Source organism: Pseudomonas juntendi, from assembly GCF_009932375.1.
Taxonomy (GTDB): Bacteria; Pseudomonadota; Gammaproteobacteria; order Pseudomonadales; family Pseudomonadaceae; genus Aquipseudomonas; species Aquipseudomonas juntendi.
In genome coordinates this window covers 33,759-44,827 of record NZ_BLJG01000048.1, presented here as the reverse complement: position 1 = coordinate 44,827, position 11,069 = coordinate 33,759, and the positions used below count along the sequence as shown (strand labels likewise).

At 62.4% G+C, this 11,069-nt stretch carries 9 protein-coding genes; 1 reads left to right on the top strand and 8 read right to left on the bottom strand.

Features of this window, described 5'->3' with window-relative positions; genetic code table 11:
- Window positions 1-8: 8 nt before the first annotated feature.
- The 4 genes from GYA94_RS07520 to sdhC are packed head-to-tail and all read right to left on the bottom strand — an operon-like array spanning window position 9 to window position 3,249.
- Window positions 9-713 carry a succinate dehydrogenase iron-sulfur subunit gene (locus GYA94_RS07520; RefSeq protein WP_009684708.1) on the bottom strand — a complete coding sequence of 235 codons (705 nt, stop codon included), beginning with the start codon at window positions 711-713 and terminating at the stop codon, window positions 9-11.
- Window positions 714-724: 11 nt separating this feature from the next.
- Window positions 725-2,497, bottom strand: a complete 1,773-nt coding sequence (gene sdhA, locus GYA94_RS07515) for a succinate dehydrogenase flavoprotein subunit (protein ID WP_009684709.1) — start codon at window positions 2,495-2,497, stop codon at window positions 725-727.
- Between the two features lie 3 nt (window positions 2,498-2,500).
- A complete protein-coding gene (gene sdhD, locus GYA94_RS07510) occupies window positions 2,501-2,869 on the bottom strand; it encodes a succinate dehydrogenase, hydrophobic membrane anchor protein (protein WP_008091903.1) in 369 nt (122 codons plus the stop codon).
- Entirely contained in the window at window positions 2,863-3,249 is a 387-nt protein-coding gene (gene sdhC / locus GYA94_RS07505; RefSeq protein ID WP_008091902.1) for a succinate dehydrogenase, cytochrome b556 subunit, read from the bottom strand. The genes sdhD and sdhC overlap by 7 nt, the downstream gene beginning before the upstream one ends.
- 352 nt (window positions 3,250-3,601) lie before the next feature.
- Here sdhC and gltA point away from each other — a divergent pair, with 352 nt between their 5' ends.
- Entirely contained in the window at window positions 3,602-4,891 is a 1,290-nt protein-coding gene (gene gltA, locus GYA94_RS07500; RefSeq protein ID WP_029886714.1) for a citrate synthase, read from the top strand.
- Between the two features lie 124 nt (window positions 4,892-5,015).
- Here the strand turns inward: gltA and GYA94_RS07495 are convergent, their stop codons facing one another.
- From GYA94_RS07495 to GYA94_RS07480, 4 genes are read right to left on the bottom strand one after another with little or no spacing between them, the layout of a single operon-like run.
- Window positions 5,016-6,476, bottom strand: coding sequence for an efflux transporter outer membrane subunit (locus GYA94_RS07495; protein WP_161892036.1), 1,461 nt, complete (start codon window positions 6,474-6,476; stop codon window positions 5,016-5,018).
- Window positions 6,477-6,487: 11 nt separating this feature from the next.
- Window positions 6,488-8,620 (bottom strand): glycosyltransferase family 2 protein, encoded by a 2,133-nt coding sequence (locus tag GYA94_RS07490; RefSeq protein WP_161892035.1) that lies wholly within the window; start codon window positions 8,618-8,620, stop codon window positions 6,488-6,490.
- Between the two features lies 1 nt (window position 8,621).
- Window positions 8,622-9,863 carry a hypothetical protein gene (locus tag GYA94_RS07485; RefSeq protein WP_161892034.1) on the bottom strand — a complete coding sequence of 414 codons (1,242 nt, stop codon included), beginning with the start codon at window positions 9,861-9,863 and terminating at the stop codon, window positions 8,622-8,624.
- A complete protein-coding gene (locus GYA94_RS07480) occupies window positions 9,860-11,053 on the bottom strand; it encodes an HlyD family secretion protein (protein ID WP_225785725.1) in 1,194 nt (397 codons plus the stop codon). Before GYA94_RS07480 ends, GYA94_RS07485 begins: the two co-directional genes overlap by 4 nt.
- Window positions 11,054-11,069 lie beyond the last annotated feature (16 nt).

Sequence of the window (11,069 nt, the reverse complement as noted above, 5' to 3'; positions counted from 1 at the left end):
ACTGTGTATCAGGTGCCGCTTTGCAGCAGCATGTTACGTACGTGGCCGATTGCCTTGGTCGGGTTGAGACCTTTCGGGCAAACGTTCACGCAGTTCATGATCCCGCGGCAGCGGAATACGCTGAACGGGTCATCCAGGGACGCCAGGCGCTCCTGAGTCTTGGTGTCGCGGCTGTCGGCCAGGAAACGGTAGGCCTGCAGCAGCGCGGCCGGGCCCAGGAACTTGTCCGGGTTCCACCAGAACGACGGGCAGGAAGTCGAGCAGCAAGCGCACAGGATGCACTCGTACAGGCCGTCCAGCTTTTCGCGGTCTTCCGGCGACTGCAGGCGCTCGATGGCCGGGGCCGGCGTGTCGTTCTGCAGGAACGGCTTCACCTTCTCGTACTGCTTGTAGAAGATGCTCATGTCGACCACCAGGTCACGAATGACCGGCAGGCCTGGCAGAGGGCGCAGAACCAGCTTGTTGCCCTTGACCACCGCCGACAGCGGGGTGATGCAGGCCAGGCCGTTCTTGCCGTTCATGTTCATGCCGTCGGAACCGCACACGCCTTCACGGCAGGAACGACGGTACGAGAAACCTTCGTCCTTTTCCTTGATCAGGGCCAGTACGTCCAGCACCATCAAGTCCTTGCCGCCGGTATCGACGTCGAACGACTCCATTTTTGGCGCCGAATCGGTATCCGGGTTGTAACGATAAACTTCGACTTTCAACATAGCAGCCACCCTTAGTAAGTCCGGACTTTTGGTTCGAAGGCTGGAACAGTCTTCGGCGCAAAGTTGACGCCACGCTTGGCAACGCGCTTCTCACCCGGGTAGTACAGGGTGTGGCACAGCCAGTTTTCGTCGTCACGGTCTTCGAAGTCTTCACGGGCGTGAGCGCCACGGGACTCTTTACGGGCTTCGGCCGCGATGGCGGTAGCTTCGGCGACTTCCAGCAGGTTCTGCAGCTCCAGCGCTTCGATACGCGCGGTGTTGAAGGCCTGGGACTTGTCGTTGATCTTGACGTTGGCGATGCGCTCACGCAGGCCGGCCAGTTGCTCGATACCCTTCTGCATGTATTCGCCGGTACGGAACACACCGAAGTAGTTCTGCATGCAGCTCTGCAGCTCGCGCTTCAGGCTGGCTACGTCTTCACCGGAAGTACGCTCGTTGAGCTTGTTCAGGCGGTTCAGGGCAACATCGATATCGGTGTCGCTGGCGTCGAGGTGCTCGATACCGTCGCTCAGTGCCTTCTCCAGGTGCAGGCCGGCAGCACGGCCGAATACCACCAGGTCGAGCAGCGAGTTGCCGCCCAGGCGGTTGGCACCGTGTACCGATACGCACGCAACTTCACCTACGGCGAACAGGCCAGGGATGATGTGATCCTTGCCTTCTTCGTCCATGGTGATGGCCTGGCCATGAATGTTGGTGGCAACACCACCCATCATGTAGTGGCAGGTCGGAACCACCGGCACCGGCGCGACAACCGGGTCGACGTGGGCGAAGGTCTTGGACAGTTCGCAGATACCTGGCAGGCGGCTGTGCAGCACTTCTTCGCCCAGGTGGTCCAGTTTCAGCAGCACGTGGTCCTTGTTCGGGCCCACGCCGTTGCCGGCGATGATTTCCTTGACCATGGAACGGGCGACCACGTCGCGGCCGGCCAGGTCTTTGGCGTTCGGCGCGTAACGCTCCATGAAGCGCTCGCCGTGGGCGTTGATCAGGTAGCCACCCTCACCACGGCAACCTTCGGTGACCAGTACACCGGCGCCGGCGATGCCGGTCGGGTGGAACTGCCACATTTCGATGTCCTGCACCGGAACGCCTGCACGCAGGGCCATGCCGATACCGTCACCGGTGTTGATCAGGGCGTTGGTGGTGGAGGCGTAGATACGACCGGCACCGCCAGTGGCCAACACGGTAGCCTTGGACTTGATGTACATGGTTTCGCCGGTTTCGATGCAGATCGCGATCACACCAACGAAAGCGCCTTCCTTGTTTTTCACCAGGTCAACGGCGTAGTACTCGTTGAGGAAGGTGGTGCCGGCCTTCAGGTTACCCTGGTACAGGGTGTGCAGCAGCGCATGACCGGTACGGTCGGACGCCGCGCAGGTACGGGCGGCCTGGCCACCTTTACCAAAGTCCTTGGACTGGCCACCGAACGGGCGCTGGTAGATACGGCCGGTTTCGGTACGCGAGAACGGCAGGCCCATGTGGTCCAGCTCGAATACGGCAGCCGGGCCTTCCTGACACATGTATTCGATAGCGTCCTGGTCACCGATGTAGTCGGAACCCTTGACGGTATCGTACATGTGCCAGCGCCAGTCGTCGTTCGGGTCGGCCGAAGCGATGGCGCAGGTGATGCCACCCTGGGCGGATACAGTGTGCGAACGGGTCGGGAAGACCTTGGTGACTACGGCAGTCTTGTGGCCGCCTTGAGCCAGTTGCAGCGCAGCGCGCATGCCGGCGCCGCCGCCACCGATGATGATGGCGTCGAAAGAAATGGTTGGAATGCTAGCCATGAATCAGATACCCCAGAGAATCTGCACACCCCAGACGAAGTAAGCGAACATCGCAACGCCGCATACCGCCTGGAACAGGAAACGAATCGCAGTTGCCGACTTGCCGAACGACATAGGCGTCAGGTAGTCGGTAGCAATGGTCCACATGCCGACCCAGGCGTGAGCGCCGAGGGCAACGAGGGCCAGCAAGCTGAAGATTCGCATCGCGTTGTTGGAGAACAGACCATGCCACTGGGTGTAGTCGATGCCTGGGTGGGCGACCACGTAGCCGATCAGGAAGATGAAATAAGCCGCGAGAACGACCGCAGATACGCGCTGCGCCATCCAGTCATAGAGGCCCGAACGCGACAGGTTCGTGACATTGGTTACCATACCCAAACTCCCACCAGAACGATCAGCACCACGGAGATGACGATCACGATTTTCGAGCCCAGCTTGCCGCCTTCCAGCGTCTCGCCGATGCCCATGTCCATGATCAGGTGACGAACACCTGCCACGAGGTGATAAAGCAGGGCAGACAACAGCCCCCAGGTCACGAACTTGGCCAGCGGGCTGGTCAGACACGCCTTCACCTCGCCGAAGCCTTCCTCGGAACCCAGCGATTTGCCCAGTGCATAAAGCATGATGGCAAGGCCGATGAACAGGATGACGCCGGAGATACGGTGCAGGATGGACGTGTACGCAGTGACAGGGAGCTTGATGGTCCTTAGGTCTAGGTTTACAGGTCGTTGGCTTTTCACGGCTTTTTTCACACTGAAGAGCCCCTAGCGAATCAGGGCAAAGTTGTTGGTAAGTGTACTGGTCAGGTACCCACCACCCAGGGAACGGCGACCCCCAGCAGTTCGGGCTTGCAAGCCCCTGGCGGTCGGGTGCCGAGTATAGACAGTTAGGCTGCTTATGACAACGTGACGGGGTAGCCCAAATAGCGCATTGCCTTTAATGAACAAAAGGCGTAAATGGGCGAGAATTTCGGGAAAAATCAGGCTTGAATGCCTGATTCAACAAGCCTTTAGGCAAATTGACATCTGAATTTATCCCTCTATAGTGGTGCGGGCCCTGCGTGGGGGGTCTGTCTGATGATTTCAAGCATTAATAGGAGGCCACATGGCTGACAAAAAAGCGCAGTTGGTCATCGAGGGCGCTGCCCCCGTCGAGCTGCCCATTTTAACCGGCACCGTTGGTCCTGATGTAATCGACGTCCGCGGGTTAGGGGCCACTGGTCACTTCACCTTCGACCCTGGTTTCATGGCGACCGCCTCGTGCGAGTCGAAGATCACCTACATTGACGGCGACAAAGGGATCCTGCTGCACCGCGGCTACCCGATCGAACAGCTCGCCGAGCAATCCGACTACCTCGAAACCTGCTACCTGCTGCTCAACGGCGAACTGCCGAATGCCGAGCAGAAGGCGCAGTTCGTCAGCACCGTGAAAAACCACACCATGGTTCACGAGCAGCTGAAGTCGTTCTTCAACGGTTTCCGCCGCGATGCCCACCCGATGGCGGTCATGTGCGGTGTGGTCGGCGCCCTGTCGGCGTTCTACCACGACTCCCTGGATATCAATAACCCGCAACACCGCGAAATCTCCGCGGTGCGCCTGGTCGCCAAGATGCCGACCCTGGCGGCGATGGTTTACAAGTACTCCATGGGCCAGCCGATGATGTACCCGCGCAACGACCTGTCGTACGCGGAAAACTTCCTGCACATGATGTTCAACACCCCGTGCGAGATCAAACCGATCAGCCCGGTACTGGCCAAGGCAATGGACCGGATCTTCATCCTCCATGCCGACCATGAGCAGAACGCCTCCACCTCCACCGTGCGCCTGGCCGGCTCGTCGGGTGCCAACCCGTTCGCCTGTATCGCCGCGGGCATCGCTGCCCTGTGGGGCCCGGCGCACGGCGGTGCGAACGAAGCCGTACTGACCATGCTCGATGAAATCGGCGATGTCTCGAACATCGACACCTTCATCGCCAAGGCCAAGGACAAGAACGACCCGTTCAAGCTGATGGGCTTCGGTCACCGCGTCTACAAGAACCGTGACCCGCGCGCCACCGTGATGAAACAGACCTGCGATGAAGTACTGCGCGAGCTGGGCATCAAGAACGACCCGCAGCTGGAACTGGCCATGCGCCTGGAAGAGATCGCACTGACCGATCCGTACTTCATCGAGCGCTCGCTGTACCCGAACGTCGACTTCTACTCGGGGATCATCCTCAAGGCGATCGGCATTCCAACCAGCATGTTCACCGTGATCTTCGCCCTGGCACGTACCGTGGGCTGGATCTCGCACTGGAAAGAAATGCTCTCCAGCCCGTACAAGATCGGCCGTCCGCGCCAGCTGTACACCGGCGAGCAGAAGCGCGACATCGTTGCCCTTGGCGACCGCAAGTAAGGCTTGATCGGGTAACGCTTAAGCCCCCCGGCCAGCCCTTGGGCCGCGCGCACGCCTGGTGTCGCGCGACCCAAGGGCTGGCTCATGCCCTCCCCCGGCGATACGCATCAGCCACCCAGGCCAACTAGCGTGCGACTTGCGCAGCACTGCCCACGATTGCCGCCGGCCCCGGTGACCAGCCACCCCCGAGCGCCTTGAACAGGTTCACCTGGTTGATCTCGCGCGCCAGCTCCAGCTCCAGCCAACGCTGCTGCGCACCGAACAGCGAGCGCTGGGCGTCCATGGTCGAGAAGTAGCTGTCCAGACCTGCCTCGAAACGCAGCCGCGACTGCCGGTAGGCTTGCTCATAGTCCTCGACCAGCTGCCGCTGGGCCGCAACCTGCGGCAGCATCTCCTGCCGCGCATTCAACGCATTGGCCGCTTCACGGAAGGCGTTGAGCACGGTCTGCTCGTAAGCAGCCACACGCTGGTCGTATTGGGCCCAAGTGGCATCCACCCCTGCCCTGCGCTGGCCGGCATCGAGCAATGTCAGCGAACCGAGCGCCGCCAGGTTCCAGAACTGAGCCGGGCTTGTCAGCAGCCGCGAAAAGTCCCCACTCAGGCTACCCAGCGCGCCTGTCAACGAAAAGCTGGGGAAATAGGCGGCCCGCGCACTGCCGATTTCTGCATTGGCAGCGCGCAGCTGAGCCTGCGCCGCCCGGATATCGGGCCGCCGCTCAAGCAGGCTTGAAGGCACCCCGGCGGGTACATCGGCTGTCGCCATCTGCGCCCCAAGCTGGCCCTCCGGCAACAGCCCGGCCGGTACCGTTTGCCCTAACAGCACCCGCAACGCATTGAGGTTCTGCGCCACTTGCATCCGGTAGGTACTGACTTGCACGGCAGCAGTGTTGGTGATGGCATCGGCTTGGTGGACATCGATGCGTGCGGTCGAACCCAGGTTGAAACTGGAACGCAGCAATTGCCCGTAATGCTGCTGGGATTCGAATGTGCGCTCTGCCAGCCCAAGCAAGCTCTGATTGGCCTTGAGCGTCAGCCAGGTCCCGGCTACTTCGCCGATCAAGGCCATGCGTGCAGCCTGGTAGTCGGCCAGCGTGGCATGAAAGCGCGCCTCGGCCGCATGGGCCTGGCTTCGCGCCCGGCCGAAGAAGTCCAGCTCATAGGCCGTGAACCCCACGGTGGCCTGGAAGGTGTTGGCCACACTGCCGGCACTGGAGCCGCCCCCGGGGGTTTGCTCCAGCGCCGGCAACTTTGCGCGCCCGGCATAGGTGTCGACGCCCAGGCTGGGGTACAGCGCTGCCGCGGCGCCCTGATAGCCTGCCCTGGCCTGCGCCACGCTGGCTGCGGCTTGCTGCAAGTCACGGTTGTCGACAAGGGCCAACTCGATCAACCGGCGCAAGCGGCTGTCACTGACGAACGCTCGCCAATCCGGGTCGAAAGCGTTTCGCGGATCACAGCAGCCCGCCTCGACGCTATCCGGCCAGCCGGTGTCCATGGGGGACGCCGGTGTCTCGTAGGCAGGCTCGAGCGAACAGCCGGCCAAAGACAGTTGAGCGGCCAACATCACACACTGCAGGGGTCTAGTCATGGGCCCTTCCCTCACCAAACGCTGTTCATCAAGGCACGCAGTTGAGCCAGCACGCCGAGAGGGCCGCTGGAAGCCTGCAGGGCGGCCGGCTGGGCGCTGCGGCGCTTCACAGCCACCCGCGCGCTGGCGATGGGCGCCTGCCGCGGCCGGCGCACCAGCCGCAGGCGCCAGTCGCCTTCGCCCAGCAGCGCCCGGCGCAGCAAGGTGAAGAACGCAGTGGCGGGTTGCGCCGTGCTGGCCACATTGGGATTGGCCTGGCTGAACAGCCTGGTGATCAGCGCGCGCCGCTGCGCCTCATGCACCGCCACGAAGCGCAGCCCCAGCCGTTGGCTGCCATCCCGGCGTACCACCTCTGCCCCCAGCCAGCCCACCTTGTCCACCCATACCTGGCCACGCCTGCCGCACGGCACCTCGCCGGCCATGGCGCCTTCGAACGCCGCCCCGCTGATCGAGATATCGACCAGTTGCCCACCCAGCGTACCGGTGCCCAGGCGCAGCTGGGTGGGCCGAGCAAACGGAAAGCGCTCCTCACCGTGTAGCCGTGGCCGATCAACGCAGGCCACCAGTGTCGCCAGGTTGTACAGCAGCACCAGCACCGTCCAGCTCAGGTTGAACACCATATTGCCGTCCAGTCGGCTGGCAGTGCTGATCGCCGTGATTGCGCCGACCTGCGCCAACACACTCAAGGCCAGGAAAAACCCGAACAGCTTCCAGTGCACCTGGGTCTGGGAACGGTCCAGGCCTTTGGCCGTCACCTTGAAAGGCCGCCCGAACGGGCGAATCGCAGCACTGATCAGGGTCGCGGTCACCGCCAATGCGCAAACGATCTGCGTCACCTCGGTGAAGATCGGCAGTGAACGCCGCCCGGTCACCCAGGTGCTGTAACCCCAATAGGCGATCAGCGCCGGCATGCCGAAGGCCAGAAACGCTGCCGGCGTTGCATAGAAACCGGCAATGCCGAAATACCAATACAGCACCGGCGACACCAGCATCATCAGGATGAAGGGCTTGGAGCACCAATGCAGCAGGCCGTGCAGGTAATGCAGGCGATCGTTCAGGCCATAGCCACGACCGAACAGCGGCCCCTGGCGCAGCAAGGCCACCTGGATCGTCCCCAGGCACCAGCGGCCGCGCTGGTTGATGTACTCGGTCAGGCCCTCGGCAGACAGCCCGATGGACAAACGCTCGTTCAGCCAGCGGGTGATGTAGCCCATCTGCATCAGGCGGTAGGACGTGTAGATGTCCTCACAGACCGACCCCGTGGGAAAACCACCCATGCGCTCGACCAGATCACGCCGCACCACGAACGACGTGCCCACGCAGAACGCTGCATTCCAGGCATCCTTGGCAGGCTGGAACACATCGAAGAATACCCGTTGCTCATCCACCCAGCTGTTTGCCGACCCCAGGTTATGCTGGATAGGGTCCGGGTTGTAGTAGAACTGCGGGGTCTGCACCAACCCGACCTCAGGGTCCTGGAACAGCCCCAAGGTCCGCAGCAGAATCGGCCGCTGCGGGGCGAAGTCTGCATCCAGCACCAGTATGTACGGCGCGTTGGTACTGGCTGCCGACTGGCGCAGGCCGTTGTTCAGGTTGCCCGCCTTGGCGTGCAGGTTGTCATCGCGCCGCGTGTAACGCACCCCCATGCTCGCGCAGTAGTCACGCAGCCAGTCCCGCCGCGTGTCATCCAGCACCCACAGGGTGAAGTTGGGGTAGTCCATGGCCTGCGCGGCAATGATGGTCTTCTCCAGAACCTCGAGCCCTTCGTTGTAGGTGCAGATGAACACATCGACCGCCGGCGCCTCGGCCCCCATCGCGCGCAAGCGCTGCTCGCCAGCGTCCGCGGCGTGGCGGTGATCGCTGCGCCGGCACATCACCACGATCGAAAACAAGGTGTAGGCAATGCCCAACAACTCGAAGAACAGGAAGCCATAAGCCCATACCGTGGCGAACCCCGCGCGGCTGTCAGGCAAGGTGTCGGCGAAGCGCCAGGCCACGTACCTGACCAGCAGTGCCGCGGTCAGCGCGCCGAACAGCAGGCGCGCCAGCCATTGCTCGCGGTGGGCCATGCAACTCAGCAGGACCACGATGGCCAGCGTCCACAGGTTGATTTGCAGCAGTTGTGTCGAGTCCAGTGCTTGCATGTCAGTGGGCCTTGTAATCGCCAGTGAAAGGGTTGACGCCGGTGGCAGCGATCGCCGCCCATGCCGTGGCGCCCAAATGGGGCAGGTGGAAGTACAGGAAATCGTCATGGGTCGAGTCCGGCCCCACGCTCAGCCCCGTGCTGACCTGTGCCTCCGGGGTGGCGTACAGCCAGCCATCGCCAGCCTGTTGCGCCAGCAACAACGGCCACAATGGCTGCGCCAGGGGCGCCTGGCCGCGAAGGCTGGCAACGGCCGCCACCTGCGCCGTGCCTTCGGTCCAGATACCGTCAGGGTCTTGCTTGAAGCCATAGCCCTGAGCGAAACCATGGGCCCGCTCCACGAACGTCAGTGCCTGCAGCCACTGCTGCGGTGCGTCGGCAATGGCAATCAGCGGCCAGATCTGCGCATCCAGGCCCGACTGCTGCGTCTGCGGTGTTCGGCCATCGGGCAAGGTACCGATCAGGAACCGACCTTGGCCGGCATCCCAGTGGGCCTCGACGAAGCCGCGGGCGATGCGCGCCTGCCGGCCAGCTTCGCTATCGTTGTCCAGCCGCGCCAACGAGGCCCAGGCTGCCGCCAGATCGACGTTATGCTCAGTGGACTTCCAGGTTTGCACCTGCGGGGCAGCGGCGAACCCGTAAATGCCCCCGTTGAAGCCTGCCGGTGGCCCCTTGTCGAAGGTGGTGCGCCGGGCCCAGTCGAGCACCTTTCTGCTCGCCTGCAAATAACGCGCTTCACCGCTGTGCCGATAAGCCTCCAGCAACGCCAGCGCTGCCCACGCCTGATTACCGGTCGCACTGCCCACCTGGTACGCATCCTGGCTCCATGCAGCACGCTCATCGCTCCAGTAGCCCGGCAGCCGCACAGGTGCGGCCTGCAGCGGGCCAGCGGCGTAAGCATTGCGCACCCGGCCATCACGGTACTCAGGGTCGTGATCGATGGCATAGGCCAAAGCGTCGGCAATTTGTCGGGCAGCTGGCGCATTGCCGCAGGCAAACAAGGCGATGCTGGCCAACGCGTTGTCGTAGGTGAATGCCACGCCTTGCAGCACGCCTGGCACGGCAGGCTGCCCCGGCTGCTGCGGATAGCTGGCCAGCAGCAACGGCCCTTGGCCTTGAGCCGCCACCGCCTGCCCGATGCCTGCGCAGGTCATGTGCTGCAGGCGGGCCCGAGGCTCCAGGGCCATGGCCTGGCTGCCCAGCACCAGCCCGAGCACCCCCGCAAAAAGCACCCAGCCGTTCATCGCGATACCGTCGCGGTCACCCAGTTGCCAGGGTTGCAGGTCAACAGGCGCTCATCGGCCGGCAAGTTGTTGTCGAACGTACCGACCACATAGACCGAGTTCTGCTCGGCATAAGGAAACGGCACACTGTAATTGCTGCTTTGTACATCGGTCGGGCTTGACAGCAACTGCACGACTTTGGCTTTCAGCGGTTGCGCGACACCGCGGATTGATACTTGCAGTTCGCTATCCCGGTCGATCCGGCTGGCCATTCGCTCCGGGAATACCGCGATAACATAACTTTGACTGCAATTGGTAGCGCGCAATAGCGTTGCACCCGCCCGTACTTGCGTGCCTTGTGGGGCGATCAACTCTTGCACGGTGCCGGATGCATACGCCACCACATTATATGCCGCCATCATCTGCACCCGGTTTTGCTCACTTTCTATCAACTGGTCGAGGTGGGAAAGTTCTTCTTCGAGGGTTACCCGGTTGCGCTCCAGATTATCCAGGCTAAGTTTCAGCGTGGTCATCTGCGACTTGAGGTCGAACATGCGCAATTGCTCGGGGTCCAGGTACACCTGGTCCTTGGCCGCGTTAAGATCACCATCGTTGATGTGCACCCGCGAGCGAATGGTCTCGGCATCGGCCTGCAACGAGGCCAGTTGCGCCCGGGAACTGGCCACGACGGCCTCGCTCACCGCGCCCTGGCGAAACAGCTCAAGGTTACGTGCCAGTGTTTCCCGGGCATCGGCCAGGCGTGCGCCAGCCGCCCCGCTCTCAGCCTTCAGGGCCTTCTGCGCGTAGCGCTTGCGCACCTCATAGGCATCCTGGTACTGCTGGCTGGTGATCTCCAGTGCGTTGTAGTACTTGCGGTCGTGTTCGGCCTGGCTGGCCATGGCCGCCAATTGCTGCTGCAAGGTGAGCCGGCGTGTCTGCAAGCCCAGCAGCGTTTCCTGTTCCGCCCGGGGGTTCTCGATGGTTGCGATATCCTGGCCCGTGGTGAACGTGGTGCCTGGCTGAATATTCAAGGTACGCACCACGCCATCGATGGGCGTGGTCAGCAGAATGACCGGTGCGTTGAGAATGGCCCGGGTTGCCGATGACGACAATAACGGCATGAACAATGTCGAAAACAGCAACCAGCCCATGAAAGCCAATACACCGTACCCGGCGATCCGGGGCAATAACGAAAGTCGATTAGCATGCACGATGATATCTCCCACA

Excerpts from the sequence above, each read along its gene's own strand:
- GYA94_RS07520 (WP_009684708.1), bottom strand. The coding sequence starts at position 713 with ATGTTGAAAGTCGAAGTTTATCGTTACAACCCGGATACCGATTCGGCG.
- sdhA (WP_009684709.1), bottom strand. The coding sequence starts at position 2,497 with ATGGCTAGCATTCCAACCATTTCTTTCGACGCCATCATCATCGGTGGC.
- sdhD (WP_008091903.1), bottom strand. The coding sequence starts at position 2,869 with ATGGTAACCAATGTCACGAACCTGTCGCGTTCGGGCCTCTATGACTGG.
- gltA (WP_029886714.1), top strand. The coding sequence starts at position 3,602 with ATGGCTGACAAAAAAGCGCAGTTGGTCATCGAGGGCGCTGCCCCCGTC.
- GYA94_RS07495 (WP_161892036.1), bottom strand. The coding sequence starts at position 6,476 with ATGACTAGACCCCTGCAGTGTGTGATGTTGGCCGCTCAACTGTCTTTG.
- GYA94_RS07490 (WP_161892035.1), bottom strand. The coding sequence starts at position 8,620 with ATGCAAGCACTGGACTCGACACAACTGCTGCAAATCAACCTGTGGACG.
- GYA94_RS07485 (WP_161892034.1), bottom strand. The coding sequence starts at position 9,863 with ATGAACGGCTGGGTGCTTTTTGCGGGGGTGCTCGGGCTGGTGCTGGGC.